Genomic DNA, 22,376 nt, shown 5'->3' with positions numbered 1-22,376 from the left:
GGTGTCGGCCACGGGGACGGCCAACACGTCGACGCCGCCGTCCGCGCCCCCGGAACCGGCGGCGTCGACGTCCTTGTCCCTGTCACTGCCGGCGCGGCCTCACGGTTCCCGGCGGTGCACGGCGAAGACGGACGAGGTCGCCGGACGGGCTCGACCGAACCCGTCCGGCCGCGACGGGTGCGGTGGGTCCTACTCCGCCGGGTCCGTCGTCCCGGCCGGTTCGGCGACCTCGGCCACCGCCGTGATCTCCACCAGTTGGCCGGTGTAGCCGAGGCACGCGACTCCGAGCAGTGTGGAGGTGTGCGGCCCCGTGGTGAGGCCCGAGGCGTGGACGACGTCCCAGACCCGGCTGAGGTCCGCCGGGTCGGACGACACCACGTACACGTCGGTGGTCACCACCCGGCCGAGATCGCTGCCGACGGCGCGCAGCGCGGTCCGAAGGTTCGCGAGGACCTGTTCGGTCTGGGCGGCGAAGTCGCCCGGTCCGACGAGTGTGCCGTCCTTGTCGAGCGGTACGGATCCCGCCATGAAGGCCAGGCGCCTGTCTGTCTCGACGACCGCCGCGTGCGCGTAGCCGGGCGGCGGGAAGAGGCTGGGGACGGTCGTGCGCCGCACCATGCGGTCGCTCCTTGCCGGTTGACGGGTCTGCGGGCCGGTGGGGGCACCGGCGCGGAGAAAGCGCGCGGTCACACCCGCGTGCCATTGTCGGCGCGAGGGGCCGGCACGTCACCGGAATTTCCGCCGGCCGCCGGGCGGGTCGTCCCGCCTCGTACGACCACCACCGCGAGCAGCGCGACGGCGAGGCCGACGGCCGTGCTCGGGCCGAAGGGTTCGCCGAACATGAGCGCGCCCCAGACCGCCGTGACCGGCGCCATGAGGAACATCAGGGTGTTCACCCGCATCACCCCGGAGCGGCGCAGGACCAGCCAGTAGAGGCCGTATCCGCCGAACGTCGCCAGGACCACCAGCCAGCCGACGGCCACCCAGAAGGACGTCTCGGCGGGGGGCACCGCGGCGCCCGCCGCGGCGGCGAGGACGGTGAAGACGACGGCGCTCGTACCGCAGTGGATCGTCATCGCCACGGAGGGGGCGACCGCCGTGCGGGAGCGGCTCTCCAGGAATGTGGCGGCCACCAGCGACAGCATGCCGAGGAACGGCACCGCGTAGGCCCACGGCTCGACGCCCTCCGCGGCCGCCGCGTCCGCCGACGTCACGACGAGAACGCCTGTCACGCCGAGGCACAGGCCCAGCCACTGGCGCGCGGAGACGTGCTGCCGCAGCAGCGGTCCGGCCAGCGCGCCCGCGACGAGCGGCTGTGTCCCGTCGATCAGGGCGGTGGTGCCGCTGGAGACGCCCAGTTGGATCGCGTAGTAGACGGTGAGGAGGTAGCCGCTCTGGGACAGCGCGCCGATCACGCACTGCCGCAGCACGTCGCGCGCACTCAGCCCGCGCCAGGCGGCGCGGGCGCGGGTGACGGCGACCACCCCCAGGACCAGCGCCAGGGGCAGGAAGCGCCACATCAGGATCGTGACGGCGTCGGCGCTGCCGGCGCCGAGCTTCGCGCCGATGAAGCCGGAGCTCCAGCAGACGACGAACGCGACGGCGAGGAGGAGGTTCATGGCAGGACACCGCCCTTGGGCGAGGAGACAGGTATACTGATCTGTTTACTCACCTCGACCACTATACAGAGCGGTATACTTTTCCCCATGAGCCGGAGCACGAGCAGCACCCCCGAGCAGCCGAAGCCGGCGAAGCGCGCGCAGGAGTCCGCGCCGCCCCGCCGGATCGTCCTGACCCCCGGCGCGCGCCGCGCCCTGGACGCGGCGTCCCGCCTCTTCTACGAACGCGGCATCCACGCCGTCGGCGTCGACCTCATCGCCGCCGAGGCCGGGGTCACCAAGAAGACGCTCTACGACCGGTTCGGCTCGAAGGAGCAGATCGTCGTCGAGTATCTGGCCGGCCGTGACGAGCGCTGGCGCGCCTTCCTGGACGAGCGGCTGGCCACCGCTCCCCCCTCACCCGCCGAGCATGTCCTCGCGGTCTTCGCGGCCTCGCGGGACTGGGTGGCCGAGAACGGCTCGCGCGGATGCAGCATGGTCAACGCCCATGCGGAGATCGACGATCCCGAGCATCCCGCGTACGCGGTCATCACCGGCCAGAAGGCGTGGATGCTGGGGCTGTTCACCGCACTCGCCCGGGAGGTCACGGCGCCGCGCGAGGCCACCGGGTCCGAGGCGGCCGACCGCCTCGCCCGTACGCTCATGCTCCTTCACGAGGGCGCGCTCGTCGCTCACGGCCTCGGCATCTTCCCCGACGCCGTCGGGCTAGCCCGCGAACAGGCCCGCGCCGTACTCGCGCCGTACTCATGACGGCCGGCTGAACTCCCGCGTCCGCCCCCACCGCCCCGGCATCGTCCAGGCCCGGTCCCCCAGCAGCGCGAGCGCCGCCGGCAGCAACACGCCCCGTACGACCGTCGCGTCGATGAGGATCGCCACCGCCATCCCCGTGCCGAGCATCTTGTACTCGATCGAGGACAGCGTCGTGAAGACCGAGAAGACGCCGACCATGATGACGGCGGCGCTGGTCACGACACCCGCGCTCGCGGCGATACCGCCGACGATCGCCTCGCGCGAGGCGTCTCGGCCGCCCGGTGAGCCGGTCCACCGCTCGCGGATCCGGCTGAGGATGAAGATGTGGTAGTCCATGCTCAGCCCGAAGAGAATGATGAACATGAACAGCGGCAGCCAACTCACCACTCCCCCATAGGCGTTGAAGCCGAGCACCGATTCCAGCAGGCCGCCCTGGAAGACCGCGACGAGCACCCCGTACGCCGCCCCGATCGACAGCAGGTTCAGTGCGATCGACACCAGCGGCAGGGCGAGCGAGCGGAAGGCGACGACCAGCAGGACGAAGGCCAGGACGAGTACGAAGGCGAAGACCAGCGGCGTCCGCGCGTTCACCTGCCGGGTGAAGTCGTACGGCATTGCGGTCCGGCCCGCGACCGCGACCTCCACCCGCTCCGCGCCCTCCACGGCACCCACGGTCGCGGGCAGCGCCCGCTCCCGCAGGAATTCCAGGGCCCGCATCGACTCCGGATCCGTACCGGCCCCCGCCAACGGCACCCGTACCACCAGCGCTTCACCGACCGGCACCATCGTGATCGGCTCGCGCAGCGCCCCGTCGCTCCGCGCGGCCTGCTCGTGCAGCCGCTCGGCCGCCGCCCGTACCTCCGGGCCGGCGGCCGACACCACCACGCGCGCGGGCGTGGTCACACCGGGGAACACCTGCTGCATCCGGGCGCCCGCGTCGGCCGCCGCCGAGACGCCGCGCGGCAGGCTCTGGATCTGGGTGGCGTCCTGGAGGTGCAACCCGAGCGCCGGCAGGGCCATGGCCGCGAGGAGGACCGCCGCGACGCCGCCGGTGAGCAGCGGACGGCGTACGACGCGGCCCGCCACGGCCGTCCAGAGGCGGGAGCGGCCCGCCTGCGTACGCCGCCGTCCCAGCCACGGGATCCTGCCCAGGTCGACGCGGTCGCCCAGCGCCGCCACCAGCGCGGGCAGCGCCGTCACCGATCCGAGCACCGCCAGACCGACCACCAGGACGGTCCCGAGCGTGAGCCCCTTGAACACGTCGACGCCCGTGAACAGCAGGCCGGTCATGCACACCATGACCGTCAGACCGGACACCACGACCGCATGGCCCGAGGTGCGCGACGCGATCCGCAGCGCCTCCTGGACAGGGCGCCCGGCCGCGCGCTCCTCGCGGATGCGGCGCAGATAGAACAGTGAGTAGTCGATGCCCACGGCCATGCCGATGAGCAGCACGATCGCGGACGCGGCGCTGTTGAACGGCACCCACCGGCCGAGCGTCTCCAGCAGTCCGAACGCGGCGGCGACGGCGGTCGCCGACAGCAGCAGCGGTATCCCGGCGGCGATCAGCGAGCCGAAGACGACGAGCAGGATCACGACGGTGAGCGGCAGCGAGGTGGTCTCGGCGCGCTTCATGTCGCTCTTGATGCCGTCGTCGACCGCCGACGCGAGGCTGGAGTCGCCGGCCTGGTCGACGCGCGCCTCGGGGTGCTGCCGTGCCACCTTCTCGACGGCGGCGCCCGCGGCTTCCCGGTGGGCGTCGAACTCTGCGTCGGGACCGGCGATCTCAAAGGTCACCAGGTCGGCCGTGCCGTCCTCGGACACCCAGCGCCCACCGTGCGCGCCGAGCGGAGACCCTACGTCCCGTACGGCGTCGGGAACCGCGCGCAGGGCCGCGACCAGGTCCTTCGTGGCGGCGCGGCGGGTCGCGGGCTCGGCGCCGACGCCGGCCCGGATCATCACGTTCTCGCGTATCGAGTCACCGGCGCCCTGCGCGGAGACCATCCGCTGGCCCCGGCCCGCCTCACCGGGGTCGGTGGCCCTGGCCTCTTCACCGGGGAACAGGGAGCTGGACAGGACGGCGACCACGACCAGAAGCAACCACGCGGCGATGGCCGCCGTACGGTTTCTGGCGGACCAGCCGGCGACGGACTCGACGAGTCCGGCGCGTTCTGACTTGATTCGGCGCAGCATGAGCTGCTCTCCTTCATCCGGAGGGTCGTATCCGTGGAGCTCGCCGTGAGGCGAGATGGAGCGCCTTCTGTGCCCGGGTCGTCGAGTTGCCGCTCGACGGCCCGGGGTTGTGTTCTGCTCGATTGCCGGGCTACTCGACGTCCTTGAGGATCCGTTCCAGCGATCCGGTGCGGCTCTGGAGATCGGTGAGCTGCCGGCCGAGGTCGGCGAGCTGCTTCTCCGTACGCTGCTGGCCCTCCACCGCCTGGGCGGCGAGCTGCCGGTACTCGTTCTCGTCGGCCCTGACCTCCCGGGCCCGGCGGCCCGCGGTGAAGTGCCACAGGGTCAGCGTCACCACGATCAGCAGGATCGCGAACAGACCTGTCGCTCCGATGACTTCCTGCCACGCCTGCTCGTCGTCCATCAGGTGGCCCCCTTCTCGTCTCTCTCGTCCTTCTGACTGCTCTGACTGCTCTGACTGCTCTGACTGCTCTGACTGCTCAGCGTCTGCACGGCGGTGACGATGTCCTGCGGCGTCAGAACGACCGCGAACGCGTTCACCTCGTAGAACTTCATGGCTTTCCCGTCCTCCGAGAGCTCCAGCCGCGAGGTCACCAGACCCGCTGCTTCGAGCTTCTTGAGATGGACCTGGAGCAACGCCCTGCTGATGTCCAGCTCCCTGGCCAGCCGGCTGACGTAGTTGCGTCCCCCGGCGAGTGCCGCGACGACGCGCAGCCGGTGGGGGTTGGACAGCGTCGCCAGTACGCGCACCAATTCGTCGCCCGTGGGCACGGGTGGGCTCATCGCGACCTCCTGCACATGCAAAGAAAAGTTAGCAGGTGCCTACGCGGATTACTAACCCCTGTTTCGACAGGAGTGCCCGGTGAGTGGTTTCGTCGAGCCGTGGGAATGCCGGAGCCCGCCGACGGCGTCCCCGCCATCGGCCATGGCCCCGCCCAGAGAGCCTCAGGCCGCGGGCGCGTGCAGCAGCGGGCTCTTGTTGCGCATCAGCCACTGGCGGTACACCCCGGCCTGCAACGCGGCCTCGCGGTAGGCCGCCTCCAGGTCCGCGTACACCTCGGCGCCCCCGGGGCCGTCACCGGCGCCGTCCGCGCACGGGCCCGCACCCGAACTCGTGATGCCCGCGCCCTCGTACGCTCCCGGGCGCGAGAACAGCAGCAGCCGCACCCCCAGCGGGTCGTCCCGCAGCGGACGCACCACCATGTCGTCGCGCGGGACCGAGGTGGGCTGGCAGGGCGCTATCGCCTCGCCCACCGCGATCAGCGACGAGGCGGTGAGGTAATCCCCGTGCAGGACGGGCGGGTTGAGCCCGGCCTCGCTCAGCACGCGGCGCAGACCGTCCCACTCGCCGTCCACGGTCGGGTCGATCATCCACCGGTCGCTCGCCAGATCGGCCAGCTCGACGACCGGCCGGCCGGCCGCCGGATGGTCCCGCGCCAGCGAGATGAACTGCGGCTCCCTTTCGACCAGTACGCGCCGGTCGAGCCCGGGCGGCACGCGCAGCGGGCAGCCCTCCACCTCGTGCACGAACGCCACGTCGAGCCCGCCGGCGGCGACCTGCCGCAGCAGCGCGTTCCCCGAGACGTCCATCTGGAGCGAGATGTCCGTGCCCGGCAGCCGCTCGCGCAGCCTGCGCAGCCAGCCCGCGAGCGCGCGGCTCGCCGTCGAGCCGATTCGCAGCCGGGGGCCTGCGGACCGGTCGGCCGCGGCCCGCGCCTCGCTGACGAGCACGGCCATCCCGGCGACCAGCGGGCGCGCCCGGCTGAGCACGGAGTGACCGAGCAGGGTGGGGCGGCAGCCGGTGCGTTCGCGGGAGAACAGCTCGGCGCCCAGCGAGTTCTCGATCCGCCGCAGCTGAGTCGTCAGGGACGGCTGGCTCATGCCGAGCTGCCGGGCCGCTTTGTGCAGACTTCCCGCGTCGGCTATGGCGCACAGCGCGCGTAGATGCCTGACCTCCAGCTCCATGTACCGAAGAGTAGGCCTGCCGTTTGAGTCACGCCAGGGACCCAAAGGGCCGTAATTGGCCGTCATTCACGGGAAATTGGGTGAGCCCGCGTCGGGGCGATACTCCCGTGCTATCGCCCTTCGGCATCATCCGCCACGGCCATGTGGGGCACGACACTCTCCACACCGAACCCGTTCATCGGACGAGTAGGAGCCCCCCACATGAGATACCCCAAGACGGCCCTTTCCGCGATCTGCGGAATCTCGCTCGCCTTCGCGACCGCCCTCACCGCCACCCCGGCCGCCGCTGACCCCACCAGCGCCGCGCCCGCCACCACCTCGTACGCCGCTTACGAGGGCTCGTCGGAGGACTCGGCCGCGACCGAGGCCTTCTACCAGGCGGTCATGAAGTCGGTCGCCGAGAAGCGTGCCGCCAACCCCGGCGCCCTCGCGGTCACCGTCGTCTACGACGCCTCCGGCGCCCCGTCGTTCGCCGGCCAGATAGCCAGCAGCACCCAGATCTGGAACAGCGCGGTCTCCAACGTGCAGCTCCAGCAGGGCAGCAACGCCGACTTCACCTACGAAGAGGGCAACGACCCGCGTGGCTCGTACGCGAGCACCGACGGGCACGGCCGTGGCTACATCTTCCTGGACTACGCGCAGAACCAGCAGTACGACTCCCTGCGCGTGACCGCCCACGAGACCGGGCACGTGCTCGGCCTGCCGGACAACTACACGGCCCCGTGCAGCAAGCTGATGTCGGGCGGCGGCCCCGGCCCGTCCTGCACCAACTCGCAGCCGGACGCGGCCGAGCGCAGCCAGGTCAACAGCCTCTGGGCGAACGGCTTCACCGCCGCCCTGGCCAAGGCATCTTGATCCGTCGCTGATCCGTCGCGATCCGCCGCCGGTCACACCACCGGTCGTCGGATGGCGAACCCCCCACCGGATCAGGCGCCAAGATCGGGCGTGCCGGTACTCGCTGGTCGAGTACCGGCACGCCCGTGCCGCGTTCGCCGTCCGTCAGGTCTGCGGGCATGCGCTGGGGCCGTCAGATCATCAGGTCTGCGGGCATGTGCTGGGGCCGTCGGGCCGTCAGGTCGCCTGGCTCATCCGCACCATCGACACCAGCTCCTCCTCCGACATCCCCAACTCACGTGCCTCGGTGACCAGTTCGCGTACCCGCTCCAGAAGCTTGGCCCGTCCGGGCGAGGCCGGTCCCGGCACGACCACGGCGCCCCGGCCCCTGCGGAGTTCGATCAGGCCCTCCTCCCGCAGCCGCTGGTAGCCGCGCAGCACCGTATGGACGTTGACGCCCAGCGAGTCGGCGAGCGCCCGTGCCGCCGGGAGGCGGTCGCCGGGGTTCACCGTGCCGTCGGCGATGGCGCCGCGCACGGACCCGGCGATCTGGTCGCCGAGCGGCACCGAGGACGCCGGGTCCACCCGGAAGAGCACGGTCAGCCCCTCTTCCGCCGGTCGACGAGTGTGTTGAGCAGCGCGGCGGCCGTCGCGGAATCGGCCACGGTGACGGCGAACTCACGGCCGTTGGTGCGGCGCACCACGATCGCCTCCCCCGAGCGCAGTACGACGCCGCTGCGCCTGTGGCGGATCCGGTAGCCCCACCCGCCGTAGTCGGCCAACGCGTTGATCCGGCGGCTGCTCGCCGTCTCGACGGCGTCCAGCGGGACCCGTACCCGTGGCCAGGACAGCGCGCCCATGGCGACCGTGAGTCCGTGCCGGTCGACCGACACGTGCGCGGAGGCGAAGACGAGGGCCAGCAGGCCGGTGACGAACACGAGAGGACCGTACCGCCAGCTGACGAGGGCCGCGACGAACACCCCGGCGACCAGCGTCACCAGGCCCACCGCGAGCAGTGCGCCCGACCCCGTACGCCTCGACCAGCCGGCCAGTTCACCGTCCGCCAGGTCGATCCTGTCCGTGCCGTCGCCCCCGTCGGGTTCGAGCGCGGGGTCGGGGACGAAGCGGGTGAGCAGCAGGCCCACTCCGGCCGCCGCCAGACCGACGGCCACGGCGACGCCGAGCTGCCACGGCGGGAAGCGGACGGCGGAGCTGTCGGTCGCGTCGACGTTGGCGTGGAGCGTCGCGGTGAGCGCGTATCCCAGCAGCCCGGAGAGCGCCCAGCCCCCCGCCGTCAGCCCTTTCACGCCGCGCGCCGTGAGGCCGCCGCCGAGCGCCGCCACGCCCCACAGGGCGCCGATGCCGGTGAAGAGCGCGACGGCGCCGACAAGGGACGCGGTGCGGGACATGGGCGCGCGATTGGAGTCGCCGGACAGGTCGAAGTGGCCGGCGAGCGAGTCGGGCAGCCGGCCCCCGAGAGCGAGGAAGACGGTCAGATGGACGACGAGCGCCAGCACGAACGGCGCGACGGTGACGATCGCGAGACGCATACGAGCCTGGTTCATAAAACCTCCCTTGTTCGCATACTACTAGAACAATGAACGAGGCATAAAGCAACCGCCCCGGCAGGCGTCATGCACCTGCCGGGGCGGTTCACACCTCGCGAAGAGGTCAGGCGCTCACCAGGACCCTGCCCTCGAGTTCCGTGTCGTCGGGCAACTGCCGCTTGATCCGGTCGAGGGCGTCACGGAAGCCTCCCCCGACGATGCCCGACTCGTAGGCCGCTCCGCCGCAGCGGAGCGTGAGGCTCAGCTCGGCGCGCCCGGAAGGCGTGCCCGACGGACGCTCACCGAGCGTCAGCAGGCAGCTGAGCGTGGCCTGTTGAACCGTGCCGCCCGCGCTGACGGGCATGGGTATGTCCCACTCCAGCACGCAGGACGACAACACCCCGCCCGCCTCCGTGGGTTCGAGCACGGAGAAATCGGCCCCCTCGTAAGCAACTCCCCTTATATGGGTGCGGACTTGCCGCCCGTCCGCGCTGATCGCGATGGATTCCGCACCACGGCGGTCCCGGTACCAGCCCGCCCATGACTCCGTCGACTCCGCTGTCATGCGCGGACTGTAGCGGTACGGGACGCTCCGCCGTCGCGTGGGTCACCGCTTCACCACTTCACCGCTTCCCGCCCCCGTGATCCGCCCGGCGTCTTCACCGCTTGCGGCTGTATGTCCTGACGACCACTCCGTTGCCGAAGGCGCGGTGGGATTCCAGCGTGAACTCGGTGAAGGCGAACTCCGTGCCGAACATGGGCATTCCGGAGCCGAGGATCAGCGGATACGACTTGATGACCAGCTCGTCCACCTCATCGATCAGCTGGGCGGCGAGATTCGCGCCGCCGCAGAGATAGATCCCGAGACCGTCCTCCCGCTTCAACTCCCCGATCCTGGCGGCGACATCCCCGGAGACGATCTCCACCGCCGGGTCGGGACCCGCGAGGGTCCGCGACGCCACGAGCTGGCGCATGTGCGCGTACGGACTGGTGACACCGTCCTTCAGGGCCTGGTCGTAGCTGCGCCGACCCTGGATGACCGTGTCGAACCGCTTGTTCTCCAGATGGTCGAGCCCGAGCGGCCGGCGGCCGTGCGTCGGCAGCGTCTCCGGATACTCGTCCTTGAGGAAGTCGAGGAACTCCTCGTCCACGAAGCGGGTGAAGAATTCCGCCTCACCACTGGGGTCGCCGATGAATCCGTCGATCGACGCGGCGATGAAATAGCTGAGCTTGCGCAAGCCTGTCCTCTTTTGCGATGGGCGACAGAAGATGCCAACGGCCGTCACCCGGAGCACATCCGGGGTGCGCGGCCTTGACCACTCCACCCATAGTGCTTCACCTGTAGTGGTTACGCAAGGTCTTTCTCCTGCCGCCGGTCGGGCTGCGTTCGCAGCCCGTCAATTCTCCCCGCCACCGAACTACCGCGTGCGGCGCGTGACGTACTCCGCCAGGGCCAGCAGATCCCCCGCCGCCGCCAGATCCGGGACCGCCCTGGACAGTTGCTGGACCGCTCGGGACATCCGGTCCGCCGCCTGCTCCTGCGCCCAATCCCGTCCGCCGGCCCGCTCGACCGCCGAGGCCGCCCGCGCGACCGCCGCCCCGTCCATCGGCCGCCGGTAGAGATCCGCCAGCTCCTCGGCTGCCGGATGCCCCGAGACCAGCGCGGCGACGACCGGCAGCGACTTCTTGTGGGCGACCAGATCCGCACCGGCCGGCTTGCCCGTACGGTCCGGGTCGCCCCAGATCCCGATGAGATCGTCGATGAGCTGGAAGGCCAGCCCCGCCTCCCGCCCGAAGGCGTCGAGCGCCGCCACCTCCTCGTCGCCCGCGTCCGCGTAGAGCGCGCCGAGCGCGCACGAAGTGCCCAGCAGGGCACCGGTCTTGGCCGTCGCCATCGTCAGACACTCGTCCAGCGAGACGTCGTTCGGCCCGCGCAGCTCCAGAGCGCAGTCCGTCTGCTGTCCGGCGCACAGCTCGATGACACAGTCGGTGAGCCGCACGGCCGCCGGGGACGAGGCCGGATGACGGTCCTCGGCCAGCAGCCGCAGCGCCAGCGCCTGGAGGGCGTCGCCGGCGATGATCGCGTCGGTGGTGCCGAAGACCGTCCAGGCCGTGGGCCGGTGTCTTCGGGTCGGATCCTCGTCGATGACGTCGTCGTGCAGCAGGGTGAAGTTGTGCGCCAGCTCCACGGCGACCGCCGCCGGGACGGCTCGGTGCGGCTCCCCGCCGAGGGCCCGTGCGGCCGCGAGCACCAGAGCGGGCCTGATCGCCTTCCCCGCGCCGCCCGCCACGGGTGAGCCGTCGGCGCGCTCCCAGCCGAAGTGATATCTCACGACACGGCGTACGGCCGGGGGCAACGACTCGACGGCCGCGCGCAGTTCGGGTTGGACGACGCTACGGCTGCGCTCCAGGAGCGCCACGGCCTCATGGCCATCGGTGGCGGCATCCGTGCTGGTCATGGTCACGGTCACTTCCTCTGCGGCAGGCTGGGGAACCGGTGGGCGACAAGCGCGTGCCGGGTGGGGCCCGGCCGCCGTACGGACGGACGGACCCCACCCGGAGACATCGCTCGGGTCAGGTCACCGCCAGCGGCTCACTTCCACGTTCTCCAGGACACCGAGGGCGTCCGGCACGAGAACCGCCGCCGAGTAGTAGGCCGTGACCAGGTACGAGATGATCGCCTGCTCGTCGATGCCCATGAACCGGACCGACATGCTGGGCTCGATCTCGTCCGGGATACCGCTCTGCTGGAGCCCGATGACTCCCTGCTCGTTCTCGCCCGTACGCATACAGATGATCGAGGTCGTCCGGGCGTCCGAGACCGGGATCTTGTTGCAGGGGAAGATCGGCACACCCCGCCAGGCCGGCACATGGTGGCCCCCGACCTCCACCGTGGCCGGATTGAGCCCCCGCTTGTTGCACTCGCGTCCGAAGGCGGCGATGGCCCGCGGGTGCGCGAGGAACATCTTCGAGCCGCGGCGGCGGGACAGCAGCTCGTCCATGTCGTCGGGCGTGGGCGCGCCGTCGTGCGGCTGGAGCCGCTGGCCGTAGTCGCAGTTGTTCAGCAGGCCGAACTCGCGGTTGTTCACCAGCTCGTGCTCCTGGCGCTCGCGCAGCGCCTCGACCGTGAGCCGCAACTGCTGCTCGGTCTGGTTCATCGGCTGGTTGTAGAGGTCGGCGACCCTGCTGTGGACCTTCAGTACGGTCTGCGCGACGCTCAGCTCGTACTCCCGCGGCGCCCCCTCGTAGTCCACGAACGTATGAGGCACCAGCGCCTCGCCGACATGGCCGGCGGACAGCTCGATCGCCGCTTCGCCGTACTTGTTGGTCCGCTGCTCGGGGATGGACGCGAGCGCGTCCAGATGGCCGCGCAGCGACTGCGCCCGCTCCGCGAGGTTCAGCACGTCCTGCCGGGTCAGCACCAGCACCGTGCACGCCGTGGCCGCGCGTGCCGTGTACTGCCAGGTGGCCTCCTCGTCCACCAGCGCCTGATCCCCGAAGTACGCCCCGTCGGCGAGGACTTCGAGCACCGTCTCGTCCCCGTAGGGCCCCTCGCCGACCTTCTCCACCTTGCCGTGCGCCAGCAGGTACACCCTGTCCGCCGCGGCACCGGCCGCGGCCACTGTCTGGCCCGGGGCGAACTCCTGCTGTTCGCAGCGGTTCGCCAGCTCGGCCAGTACCTCCTCGTCCTCGAAGCCACGGAGCGCCGGCAGCTCACCCAGCTCCGCCGGGATGACCGCCACCCGGTCGCCCGTCTGCACGAACGTCACGCGTCCGTCGCCGACCGAATAGCTGAGTCGACGGTTGACCCGGTACGTACCGCCCTGCACCTGGACCCAGGGCAGCATCCGCAGCAGCCACCGCGAGGTGATCTCCTGCATCTGTGGCGCCGACTTCGTGGTGGTCGCCAGGTTCCGCGCCGCGGCCGTTCCCAGACTCTGCTGGGAAGGCGGCTCCACCGTACGGACCTCGTCACCAACCGACATGAATCTCCCTCTCGATCATGGGCTGACCTGCGTGAAAAGCTTTGCATCACGTGTAGTTGTCGCGCCATCACACAAATGAGTGGGACTGGATCACCGCGGTCGGGGCACGTTTGCGCCTTCTGTCATCCACGGCCCACGCACGGCCGAATGTGACCGGATCGGCTCGTACAGCGTGCGAATCGATGGTCCACTCCGCTGTGTTCGGGTAAGAGGCCAGCGAAACGAACCGATGCAGGACGCTCCACATCCACCGGTCAGGAGGCGGCCATGGCCACACCCATGTCTGCGAGCAGCTTCATCCGCGCGCTGAAGAACGAGGGGCTGACGGTCGTCGAGGTCGGCGACTGGCGTACGCACAACCGCAACCATGTCGGGCCCTGGGGGCCGGTCCACGGGGTGATGATGCACCACACGGTCACCAAGGGCACCGCGAACACCGTCCGCATCTGCCGTGACGGCTACGCGGGGCTGCCGGGGCCGCTGTGTCACGGCGTCATCTCCAAGGACGGCAGAGTCCATCTCGTCGGTTACGGCCGGGCCAACCACGCGGGCAGCGGCGACGACGACGTCCTGCGCGCCGTGATCGCCGAGAAGGCCCTGCCGCCGGACAACGAGGCCAACACCGACGGCAACAGGCACTTCTACGGTTTCGAGTGCGAGAACCTGGGCGACGGCAAGGACCCGTGGCCGGCCGTCCAGGTCGAGGCCATGGAAGCCGCGGCGGCGGCGATCTGCCGCGTCCACGACTGGAACGGGCCCTCGGTCATCGGCCACCTGGAGTGGCAGCCGGGCAAGGTCGACCCCCGCGGCGTCTCCATGGGGGGCCTGCGGCGGCGTATCGACGAACGGCTGAAGTAGACCGCCCGAGCCGGCGCCACAGTGACCGGCGCGACAATGGATGTGTGACTCAGGAAGCGCTCGACCTCGCCGCCCTGCGGCCACGGCTGCCGTCACCCCTGCGGACCGTCGAGGACGAGCGCTTCACCCGCCGCGGGGTACGGCTGCGGCTCAAGCGGGACGATCTGATCCATGCCGCCCTGCCGGGCAACAAGTGGCGGAAGCTCGAACCCAACCTGCGGGCCGCCGCCGACGGCGGCCACCGCGTCCTGCTCACCTTCGGCGGCGCGTACTCCAACCATCTGCGCGCCACCGCCGCCGCGGGCCGGCTGCTCGGCTTCGCGACGGTCGGCGTCGTACGGGGCGACGAACTGGCCGCCCGCCCGCTGAACCCGTCACTCGCCGCGTGCGTCGCCGACGGCATGCGGCTGCGTTTCCTCGACCGGGCGACCTATCGCCGTAAGACCGAGCCCTCCGTACTGAGGGAGATCCTGGCCGCCGCCGCCGACGGGCTCGCGGTCCCCCGCGAGCGCGTCTACGTCGTCCCGGAGGGCGGCAGCAACTCCCTTGCCGCGCGGGGCTGTACGGCCCTCGGGCGGGAGCTGCGAGGCGCGGCCGACGTGGTGGGGGTCGCCTGCGGCACCGGCGGCACCCTCGCAGGTCTGGCCGCCGGTCTCGCCCCCGGACAGCGCGCCGTGGGCTTCCCCGTGCTCAGGGGCGGCTTTCTGGCCGGGGAGGTCCGCGCCCTTCAGCTGGCGGCCTTCGGCGGCCCCCGGGGCGACTGGAGCCTGGACGAGCGATTCCACGGCGGCGGCTACGCCCGTACGACACCCGCCCTCGACGCCTTCGCCGCCGACTTCGAGGACCGTCACGGGCTCCCGGTCGAGCGCCTCTACGTGGCCAAGATGCTCCACGGGCTGACCACCCTCGCCGAGGAGGACGCATTCCCGCCGGGCAGCACGGTCGCCGCCGTCGTCACCGGCCGCCCTCCGGACCCGGTCGTCGCCCCCGGGCCCGGCGGCGGAGGCAACGAAGGCGACAGCGACGACGGCGGTCAGTCGGTTTCCTCGCGGTAGGCCACTGCCTCCTCCAGATCCAGCCTGCGCAGCAGCGTCCGCAGCATCTCGTCGTCGATCCGCCGCTCGTCGCGGAGCGTCACGAAGACGTCCCGCTCGGCGCCGATCATCTCCCTGGACAGCCGCTGATAGGTGCGGTCGGCGGATTCGCCGGTGATCTCGTTGACCGTGCCGAGCCGCTCCCACACCGAGTTCCGGCGCCGCTCCAGCACGTTCCGCAGCCGGTCCGCCAACGGTTCGGCCAGGGCGTTGCGTTCGTCGGCGAGCAGTTCGTCGAGCCGTTGTTCCGCCGCCACCGACGCCCGGCTCTGCGCCTGCGCCTCGGCCAGCGTCTCCGCGTACCGGTCGCGACCCGGCAGCTTCAGCAGCCTGATCAGCGTGGGCAGCGTGAGGCCCTGGACGACCAGGGTGGCGATGACGGTCGTGAACGTCAGGAAGAGAACGAGATTGCGGGTCGGGAAGGCGTCGCCGTCGTGCGTGGTCAGCGGGATGGAGAAGGCGATGGCCAGCGACACCACGCCGCGCATGCCGGCCCAGCCGACGACCAGCGGCGCCTTCCAGTTCGTGTCCGGTTCTCGCTCCCTGATCCGCTTCGACAGCAGGCGCGGCACGAAGGTGGCCGGGAAGACCCAGAGATAGCGGACCACGACGACGGTGACGAACACCCCGACGGCGTAACCGGCGACCTCCATTCCCCCGTAGGAGCCGAGCCCCTTCAGTACGTAGGGGAGCTGGAGCCCGATCAGCGCGAAGACGACGGACTCCAGGACGAAGGAGACCATCTTCCACACGGCCTGCTCCTGGAGCCGGGTCGCGAAGTCGACCTGCCAGGACCGGTGTCCGAGGTAGAGCCCGACCACCACGACGGCCAGCACCCCCGACGCCCCCACCTGTTCCGCCGCCGCGTAGGCGACGAAAGGGATGAGCAGCGAGAGCGTGTTCTGGAGGAGCGCCTCGCGCAGATGCGTACGGAGCCAGTGGATCGGCACCATCAGTACGAGGCCGATTCCGATGCCTCCCAAGGAGGCCAGCGCGAACTCGCCGATCCCGCCGGCCCAGCTCGCGCCTTCCCCGACGGCCGCCGCGAGCGCCACCTTGAACGCGGTGATCGCGGTCGCGTCGTTCACCAGCGACTCACCCTGGAGGATGGTCGTGATCCGGCTGGGCAGCCCCAGTTTTCGGGCGATCGCGGTGGCGGCCACCGCGTCCGGCGGCGCGATGACGGCGCCGAGCACCAGGGCGGCGGTCAGCGGCATCTCGGGGATGAACAGATACGCGAGATAGCCGACGACGAGCGTCGCGAAGAGGACGTACCCCACGGAGAGCAGGCCGACGGCCCGCACATTGGCCCGCAGGTCCAGGTAGGAGCTCTCCACGGCGGCCATGTGCAGCAGGGGCGGCAGCAGCAGGGGCAGGACGATGTGCGGGTCGAGTACGTAGCTGGGCACGCCCGGCACGTACGCGGCGCCGAGTCCCGCCGTGACAAGGAGCAGCGGGGCGGGCACGGGCGTCCTGCGCGCCGCCGCCGCGATCACCGCGCTTCCCGCCACCAGGGCGATCAGCTGCAACGGGTCCATCCCACGTCCTCCGCTAGCGTCGTAATCTGGCCATCATGAGTGAGTGCCAGCATGTAGCCGACCTCCCACGCCCCGAACCCGTGCCGCTGAGCGGGACCTGCCTGGAGTGCGAGGCTCTGGGCAGCCACCACGTACAGCTTCGGCTCTGCCTGGTCTGCGGCCATGTGGGGTGTTGCGACTCGTCACCGCACCGGCATGCCTCACGGCATTTCAGGGATACGGGACACCCCGTGATGCGTAGCTTCGAGCCCGGCGAGACGTGGCGTTGGTGCTTTGCCGACGGTTCGATCGTCTGAGGCCTGGGTACGTCAACCCTCCGCCGGTTCTTCGCAATTGGTTCCCGCACACCTCTAGCCACTGTCCGTACTCATATGCCTACTATGAGTAACTGACCGGTCGGTGCCGGCCCGGGGGTCCCTGCGACACGGGACCATGGATCGCGATAGCGTCGCCACTCCAGACCGGCTCCGTGCCGACCACGTAACGCGAGGCTCCGGGGTTTTCCTTCCCGGAGCCCTTGAGAAGCTTGTGCCACCTTGGAGGTGAGGGTGTCCCAGATCGCAGGCGAGCCCGGGACCCAGGACTTCGTGGAAGTCCGGCTGCCCGCTGCGGGTGCCTACCTGTCCGTGCTGCGTACGGCTACGGCCGGCCTGGCAGCACGCTTGGACTTCACCCTCGACGAGATCGAGGACCTGCGCATCGCGGTCGACGAGGCCTGCGCGATCCTGCTCCAACAGGCCGTACCGGGTTCCGTCCTCAGCTGTGTGTTCCGGCTCATCGACGACTCCCTCGAAGTGACCGTCTCGGCGCCGACGACCGACGGGCGCGCGCCGGAGCGTGACACGTTCGCGTGGACCGTGCTCTCGGCGCTCGCGGGCAAGGTCGACGCGACGGTCGCCGACGACCGTACGGTCGCCATCAGCCTGTACAAACAGCGCGGCGCGGGACCCGGGCCGGCGTGAGGAACGGGGACGGTCCGGTGCGTGACGAGGAGCGGGTCCCACAGGATCCGCGCGAAGGGCATGAGGTTCCGGCGGATCCGGCGCTCATGCCGTCGGGCATTCCGGAGCAACAGGCCCGGCCCCATCCGGTGGACGGGCTTGACGGCCGGACGGCCGGGGCGGAGCAGGCGCAGGCAGAGCGGGCGGCCACGATGAGCGAACACAGGCAACACGACCCACATGACCGCAGCGGGGCGCGGGCGATGTTCATCGAGCTGCGCAAGCTGCCGGAGGACTCTCCCGAACGGGCGCTGCTGCGCAATCAGCTGGTGCGGATGCATCTGCCGCTCGTGGAGCATCTGGCCCGCCGGTTCCGCAATCGCGGTGAGCCGCTGGACGATCTGACGCAGGTCGCGACGATCGGCCTGATCAAGTCGGTGGACCGGTTCGATCCGGAGCGGGGTGTCGAGTTCTCGACGTACGCCACGCCCACGGTCGTCGGCGAGATCAAGCGGCACTTCCGTGACAAGGGCTGGGCGGTGCGGGTGCCGCGCCGTCTCCAGGAGTTGCGGCTGTCGCTGACGACGGCGACGGCCGAACTGTCTCAGCAGCACGGCCGTTCGCCGACGGTGCACGAGTTGGCGGAGCGTCTCGGCATCTCCGAGGAAGAGGTCCTCGAAGGGCTGGAGTCGGCCAACGCGTACAGCACGCTGTCGCTGGACGTCCCGGACACGGACGACGAGTCCCCGGCGGTGGCGGACACGCTCGGCTCGGAGGACGAGGCACTGGAGAGCGTCGAGTACCGCGAGTCGCTGAAGCCTCTGCTGGAGGATCTGCCGCCGAGGGAGAAGCGGATTCTGCTGCTGCGGTTCTTCGGCAACATGACGCAGTCGCAGATCGCGCAGGAGGTCGGCATCTCCCAGATGCATGTCTCGCGGCTGCTGGCGCGGACGCTCGCGCAGCTGCGCGAGAAGCTGCTCGTGGAGGAGTGACGGGTCCTCGGTCGCCGGACGGGCTCATGTTGAGCCCGTCCGGCGACCGAGGACAAGCGCGGCCCACGAGACGCGCAATCCAGTCAGAGCTTCCCCGGCCGCGGCCTACGCGCGGTCCCGGCCCCGGATACCGAGCGCTTCGGTGGTCGTCGGGTTGACCAGCATGACCAGCGCCGTCACGGCGACCACCGCGAGCGCGATCCCGGCCGGGATCAGCGGGCCGCTGGAGCGCAGCAGCGTCCAGGCGACGGGCAGCGCCATGATCTGGGTGACGAGCGCGGGGCCGCGGCTCCAGCCGCGGCGCAGCAGCAGTCCGCGTGCGGCGAGCAGCGGGATGACGGCGAGGGCGATGAGCGTCACACCGCCCATCTCGGCCTGCTGCGGGCTGTCGGGCCGCCCGAGGAGACCCATCGCGAGCATGTATCCGCCGCCGACGACGAGCGCGAGGGCTTCGAGGCCGGCGCAGGCCGCCGCGGCGGTCAGTCGGCCGGGGCGCGGGCTCGGGTCGGGGGTGTTCTGCTCACTGCTGCTCACCCCAGCAGGGTAGCGGCCGGCCGCCGGTGACCGGCGGGCCCCCGGAGGGGGCGCGGCCCGCCCGGGGAGGGGGCAGGTGTCCGTGGCCGGTAATCTCCTCCGTATGCGCGCACTCCTTGTGGTCAATCCGGCAGCAACCACCACCAGTGCCCGCACACGCGACGTACTCATCCACGCGCTCGCCAGCGAGATGAAGCTGGAGGCGGTGACGACCGAGTACCGGGGGCATGCCCGGGATCTGGGGCGGCGCGCGGCGGACTCAGAAGACATCGAGCTGGTCGTCGCACTCGGCGGTGACGGCACGGTCAACGAGGTCGTCAACGGCCTGCTGCACGGCGGTCCGGACCCCGACCGGCTGCCGAGGCTGGCCGTCGTGCCGGGTGGTTCGACGAATGTCTTCGCCCGTGCGCTCGGGCTGCCGAATGACGCCGTGGAGGCGACCGGCGCCATTCTGGACGCGCTGAGTAACCGGAGCGAACGCACTGTCGGTCTGGGACTGGCGGCCGGTACTCCGGGTACGGACGACGAATCGGTTCCCGCACGCTGGTTCACTTTCTGCGCGGGGCTGGGATTCGACGCGGGAGTGGTCGGCCGAGTCGAACAACAGCGGGAGCGCGGTAAGCGATCGACGCACGCGCTCTATGTGCGCCAGGTGGTACGGCAGTTCATCGACGAGCCTCATCGCCGGCGCGGCATGATCACCCTCGTGCGCCCCGGCGAGAAGCCGGTCACGGACCTCGTGCTGTCCATAGTCTGTAACACGGCTCCCTATTCCTACCTGGGCAATCGTCCGCTGTACGCGTCGCCGGGCGCCTCGTTCGACACCGCTCTGGACGTGCTCGGACTGAGCAAGCTGTCGACTCCCGCGGTGGCTCGTTATGCGACGCAGTTGCTCAATTCGACCCCCGATCGGGGCCCCCACGGCAGGCACGCGGTTTCGCTGCACGACCTGACCGACTTCACCTTGCAATCGAAGGTCCCACTGCCCTTCCAGATGGATGGCGACCACCTGGGACTGCGAACGAGCGTGACGTTCACAGGCGTACGCCGTGCACTGCGTGTGATTGTGTGAGTGGAAGTGGGGAAAGTCCTTTCACTCGAACGTTTAGGCTGGCATCCACCCCATGGAAGTACGGCTGTGACTGAGTCGACACCGAGGAATCAAAAAAAACTTTCCTGAAGGGGTTGTATCCGCCGCCGAGGTTTGCGAATCTCTACATGGCGCTCGGGACGGCCCGCAACACCGGCCTCCGCTGAGCTCCAGAACCCCCTCCTCAAACCAGGACCACACCAGTTCATCTGGGAGTCGGCCCTTCCCTTGTCGGGGGATTCGTGAAAGCGTTCACATTCACAAGCAATCCGCACGTAACACCAAGAGAGGTAGCAGCCATGGACTGGCGTCACAACGCCGTTTGCCGCGAGGAAGACCCGGAGCTCTTCTTCCCCATCGGCAACACCGGTCCTGCGCTGCTGCAGATCGAGGAAGCCAAGGCCGTCTGCCGTCGCTGCCCCGTCATGGAGCAGTGCCTGCAGTGGGCGCTCGAGTCCGGCCAGGACTCGGGTGTCTGGGGTGGCCTCAGCGAGGACGAGCGCCGCGCGATGAAGCGTCGTGCCGCTCGCAACCGGGCGCGTAACGCGACCGCCTGAGCCCCCGCCACAGATCTTGAGCACGGCGGCGCGTACAGCGTGTACGCATAACCCCGCCCCCGAACCGCAGCGCGCAGTACCCCCCGATGCGCAAACGTCATAGAGCTTGAGGCCGAGCCCCGGACCGTCACCACGGTCCGGGGCTCGTTGCTGTGACGGCCACGGTGAGAATGCTGTGAAGAACGGGCTGCCGGTGCGGAACGTACGGCCCGAAGGACGTGCGGGTCCCGGTTACTTGTGCGGCTCGACCGGGATGTCGAGGATCACCCGAGTGCCCCGTTCCTGACCGGGAAGCATGTCGAAACCGCCGCCCAACTCCCCTTCCACAAGCGTTCGTACGATCTGGAGACCCAGATTGCCGGCCCGTCGCGGGTCGAAGCCCTCAGGCAGTCCACGCCCGTCGTCCTGGACGGTGATCAGCAGCCGGGCGTCCGAACGGCCTTCGTCGGAGGGGCGTTTGGGGGCGGTCCCGCCACTACGGACGGCGTGCACCTCGACCGTGCCGCGCTCCCCCGTAGCGAAGGCGTGCTCCAGCGCGTTCTGCAGGATCTCGGTGAGGACCATGGACAGCGGTGTGGCCACCTCCGCGTCCAGAATCCCGAACCGGCCCGTCCGGCGGACCGTCTTGCCGGGTGAGATCTCCGACACCATCGCGAGCACCCGGTCGGCGATCTCGTCGAACTCGACGCGTTCGTCCAGATTCTGAGAAAGCGTCTCATGGACGATGGCGATGGAACCGACCCTGCGCACCGCCTCGTTGAGGGCTTCGCGGCCCTGCTCCGAGTCCATCCGGCGCGCCTGGAGCCTGAGCAGCGCGGCGACCGTCTGGAGGTTGTTCTTCACCCGGTGGTGGATCTCCCGGATCGTGGCGTCCTTCGTTATCAACTCGCGCTCACGGCGCCGCAGTTCGGTGACGTCACGGAGCAGGATCAGCGAGCCGATCCGGGTGCCCTTGGGCTTGAGCGGGATGGCCCGCAGCTGGATGACACCGCCGCTGCTCTCGATCTCGGTCTCGCGCGGGGCGTATCCGCTGGCCAGTTTGACCATGGCCTCGTCCACCGGGCCGCGCGCCGGGGCCAGTTCGTCGGTCGTCTGCCCGAGATGGTGTCCCACCAGGTCGGACGCGAGTCCCAGCCGGTGATACGCGGAGAGGGCGTTGGGGCTCGCGTACTGGACGACGCCGTCGACGTCGAGCCGGATCAGACCGTCGCCGACGCGTGGTGAGGCGTCCATGTCGACCTGCTGGCCGGGGAAGGGAAACGATCCGGCGGCGATCATCTGTGCGAGGTCGGAGGCGGACTGGAGGTAGGTCAGCTCCAGCCGGCTGGGGGTGCGGACCGTGAGCAGGTTGGTGTTGCGCGCGATCACGCCGAGCACCCGGCCCTCTCGGCGTACGGGGATGGACTCGACCCGCACCGGGACCTCCTCACGCCACTCCGGGTCCCCCTCCCGCACGATCCGGCCCTCGTCCAGCGCGGCGTCCAGGAGCGGTCTGCGGCCCCGGGGGACGAGATGGCCGACCATGTCGTCCTGGTAGGACGTGGGGCCCGTGTTGGGCCGCATCTGGGCCACGGAGACGTAGCGGGCGCCGTCGCGGGTGGGGACCCACAGGACGAGGTCCGCGAAGGACAGGTCGGAGAGCAGCTGCCACTCCGAGACCAGCAGATGGAGCCATTCGAGGTCGGACTCGGTGAGGGCGGTGTGCTGGCGTACGAGGTCGTTCATGGAGGGCACACAGGGGAGCGTACCCGCGAGGTGAACCGGGACGGGCCGTGCGACGTGGTGGTGGGTGGGGCCGGAAAATGCCCTCTCCGATCCATGGACAGATGAGAATGGTCTAGTCCACAATGCTTGGGTAAAGCTTCCGCCCTCCCCGCA

The 22,376-nt window shown here is 70.3% G+C and carries 24 protein-coding genes; 9 read left to right on the top strand and 15 right to left on the bottom strand.

What is annotated here, in order from left to right; translation table 11 throughout:
- Positions 1–189: 189 nt before the first annotated feature.
- A complete protein-coding gene (locus ACFWHU_RS11210) occupies positions 190–618 on the bottom strand; it encodes a RidA family protein (protein ID WP_385803714.1) in 429 nt (142 codons plus the stop codon).
- A gap of 68 nt (positions 619–686) precedes the next feature.
- Entirely contained in the window at positions 687–1,619 is a 933-nt protein-coding gene (locus ACFWHU_RS11205) for a DMT family transporter (protein WP_387224676.1), read from the bottom strand.
- A gap of 171 nt (positions 1,620–1,790) precedes the next feature.
- On the opposite strand from ACFWHU_RS11205, the gene ACFWHU_RS11200 reads away from it, so the two are divergent.
- A complete protein-coding gene (locus ACFWHU_RS11200; RefSeq protein WP_387224831.1) occupies positions 1,791–2,369 on the top strand; it encodes a TetR/AcrR family transcriptional regulator in 579 nt (192 codons plus the stop codon).
- Here ACFWHU_RS11200 and ACFWHU_RS11195 read toward each other — a convergent pair.
- From ACFWHU_RS11195 to ACFWHU_RS11180, 4 genes are all read right to left on the bottom strand, one after another.
- A complete protein-coding gene (locus ACFWHU_RS11195) occupies positions 2,364–4,562 on the bottom strand; it encodes an MMPL family transporter (protein WP_387224675.1) in 2,199 nt (732 codons plus the stop codon). The two genes, ACFWHU_RS11200 and ACFWHU_RS11195, sit on opposite strands and share 6 nt — an antisense overlap.
- A 130-nt stretch (positions 4,563–4,692) precedes the next feature.
- Entirely contained in the window at positions 4,693–4,965 is a 273-nt protein-coding gene (locus tag ACFWHU_RS11190; protein WP_385803709.1) for a hypothetical protein, read from the bottom strand.
- Positions 4,965–5,345 carry an ArsR/SmtB family transcription factor gene (locus ACFWHU_RS11185; RefSeq protein WP_387224674.1) on the bottom strand — a complete coding sequence of 127 codons (381 nt, stop codon included), beginning with the start codon at positions 5,343–5,345 and terminating at the stop codon, positions 4,965–4,967. Before ACFWHU_RS11185 ends, ACFWHU_RS11190 begins: the two co-directional genes overlap by 1 nt.
- A 162-nt stretch (positions 5,346–5,507) precedes the next feature.
- Entirely contained in the window at positions 5,508–6,527 is a 1,020-nt protein-coding gene (locus ACFWHU_RS11180) for a LysR family transcriptional regulator (protein ID WP_385803706.1), read from the bottom strand.
- 201 nt (positions 6,528–6,728) lie between these two features.
- Between ACFWHU_RS11180 and snpA the strand changes: the two genes are divergently transcribed.
- Positions 6,729–7,382, top strand: a complete 654-nt coding sequence (snpA, locus tag ACFWHU_RS11175; protein ID WP_387224673.1) for a snapalysin — start codon at positions 6,729–6,731, stop codon at positions 7,380–7,382.
- Between the two features lie 216 nt (positions 7,383–7,598).
- On the opposite strand, the gene ACFWHU_RS11170 is transcribed toward snpA, so the two are convergent.
- From ACFWHU_RS11170 to ACFWHU_RS11145, 6 genes are all read right to left on the bottom strand, one after another.
- The gene (locus ACFWHU_RS11170; RefSeq protein ID WP_385803703.1) at positions 7,599–7,958 is read right to left on the bottom strand and encodes a GntR family transcriptional regulator; all 360 of its coding nucleotides are present in this window, start codon (positions 7,956–7,958) and stop codon (positions 7,599–7,601) included.
- A 2-nt stretch (positions 7,959–7,960) separates the two neighbouring features.
- Entirely contained in the window at positions 7,961–8,926 is a 966-nt protein-coding gene (locus ACFWHU_RS11165) for a DUF1648 domain-containing protein (protein ID WP_387224672.1), read from the bottom strand.
- 106 nt (positions 8,927–9,032) lie between these two features.
- Positions 9,033–9,473: a DUF6304 family protein gene (locus ACFWHU_RS11160; protein ID WP_387224671.1), complete on the bottom strand. Its 441-nt coding sequence runs from the start codon at positions 9,471–9,473 to the stop codon at positions 9,033–9,035.
- Between the two features lie 94 nt (positions 9,474–9,567).
- Positions 9,568–10,146, bottom strand: coding sequence for a dihydrofolate reductase family protein (locus ACFWHU_RS11155; RefSeq protein WP_387224670.1), 579 nt, complete (start codon positions 10,144–10,146; stop codon positions 9,568–9,570).
- A 180-nt stretch (positions 10,147–10,326) separates the two neighbouring features.
- A complete protein-coding gene (locus ACFWHU_RS11150) occupies positions 10,327–11,367 on the bottom strand; it encodes a family 2 encapsulin nanocompartment cargo protein polyprenyl transferase (protein ID WP_385803695.1) in 1,041 nt (346 codons plus the stop codon).
- Positions 11,368–11,487: 120 nt separating this feature from the next.
- Positions 11,488–12,894 (bottom strand): family 2B encapsulin nanocompartment shell protein, encoded by a 1,407-nt coding sequence (locus ACFWHU_RS11145; protein WP_387224669.1) that lies wholly within the window; start codon positions 12,892–12,894, stop codon positions 11,488–11,490.
- A gap of 267 nt (positions 12,895–13,161) precedes the next feature.
- On the opposite strand from ACFWHU_RS11145, the gene ACFWHU_RS11140 reads away from it, so the two are divergent.
- Positions 13,162–13,752, top strand: a complete 591-nt coding sequence (locus ACFWHU_RS11140) for an N-acetylmuramoyl-L-alanine amidase (protein WP_385803692.1) — start codon at positions 13,162–13,164, stop codon at positions 13,750–13,752.
- A gap of 44 nt (positions 13,753–13,796) precedes the next feature.
- Complete coding sequence (locus ACFWHU_RS11135) at positions 13,797–14,807, top strand: 1-aminocyclopropane-1-carboxylate deaminase/D-cysteine desulfhydrase (protein ID WP_387224667.1); 1,011 nt, start codon at positions 13,797–13,799, stop codon at positions 14,805–14,807.
- Here ACFWHU_RS11135 and ACFWHU_RS11130 read toward each other — a convergent pair.
- Positions 14,786–16,384, bottom strand: coding sequence for a Na+/H+ antiporter (locus tag ACFWHU_RS11130; RefSeq protein ID WP_387224666.1), 1,599 nt, complete (start codon positions 16,382–16,384; stop codon positions 14,786–14,788). The two genes, ACFWHU_RS11135 and ACFWHU_RS11130, sit on opposite strands and share 22 nt — an antisense overlap.
- 35 nt (positions 16,385–16,419) lie before the next feature.
- Here ACFWHU_RS11130 and ACFWHU_RS11125 point away from each other — a divergent pair, with 35 nt between their 5' ends.
- The 3 genes from ACFWHU_RS11125 to ACFWHU_RS11115 all read left to right on the top strand — a co-directional run bounded on the left by ACFWHU_RS11125 (position 16,420) and on the right by ACFWHU_RS11115 (position 18,317).
- A complete protein-coding gene (locus tag ACFWHU_RS11125; protein WP_385803688.1) occupies positions 16,420–16,680 on the top strand; it encodes a UBP-type zinc finger domain-containing protein in 261 nt (86 codons plus the stop codon).
- Between the two features lie 252 nt (positions 16,681–16,932).
- Positions 16,933–17,346 carry an anti-sigma regulatory factor gene (locus ACFWHU_RS11120; RefSeq protein ID WP_023538758.1) on the top strand — a complete coding sequence of 138 codons (414 nt, stop codon included), beginning with the start codon at positions 16,933–16,935 and terminating at the stop codon, positions 17,344–17,346.
- On the top strand, positions 17,343–18,317 hold the full coding sequence (locus ACFWHU_RS11115; protein WP_147873920.1) for an RNA polymerase sigma factor SigF: 975 nt from the start codon (positions 17,343–17,345) through the stop codon (positions 18,315–18,317). The genes ACFWHU_RS11120 and ACFWHU_RS11115 overlap by 4 nt, the downstream gene beginning before the upstream one ends.
- Before the next feature lie 105 nt (positions 18,318–18,422).
- Here the strand turns inward: ACFWHU_RS11115 and ACFWHU_RS11110 are convergent, their stop codons facing one another.
- Entirely contained in the window at positions 18,423–18,851 is a 429-nt protein-coding gene (locus tag ACFWHU_RS11110; RefSeq protein ID WP_385799878.1) for a hypothetical protein, read from the bottom strand.
- A gap of 103 nt (positions 18,852–18,954) precedes the next feature.
- Between ACFWHU_RS11110 and ACFWHU_RS11105 the strand changes: the two genes are divergently transcribed.
- The gene (locus ACFWHU_RS11105) at positions 18,955–19,923 is read left to right on the top strand and encodes a diacylglycerol/lipid kinase family protein (protein WP_385799876.1); all 969 of its coding nucleotides are present in this window, start codon (positions 18,955–18,957) and stop codon (positions 19,921–19,923) included.
- Between the two features lie 317 nt (positions 19,924–20,240).
- On the top strand, positions 20,241–20,498 hold the full coding sequence (locus ACFWHU_RS11100) for a WhiB family transcriptional regulator (protein ID WP_004937597.1): 258 nt from the start codon (positions 20,241–20,243) through the stop codon (positions 20,496–20,498).
- Between the two features lie 231 nt (positions 20,499–20,729).
- On the opposite strand, the gene ACFWHU_RS11095 is transcribed toward ACFWHU_RS11100, so the two are convergent.
- Positions 20,730–22,223, bottom strand: coding sequence for a histidine kinase N-terminal domain-containing protein (locus ACFWHU_RS11095; protein WP_385799889.1), 1,494 nt, complete (start codon positions 22,221–22,223; stop codon positions 20,730–20,732).
- Between the last annotated feature and the right edge of the window lie 153 nt (positions 22,224–22,376).

It is taken from the genome of Streptomyces sp. NPDC060366 (assembly GCF_042725135.1).
Lineage (GTDB): Bacteria > Actinomycetota > Actinomycetes > Streptomycetales > Streptomycetaceae > Streptomyces.
This window is presented reverse-complemented; position numbering and strand designations above follow the sequence as displayed.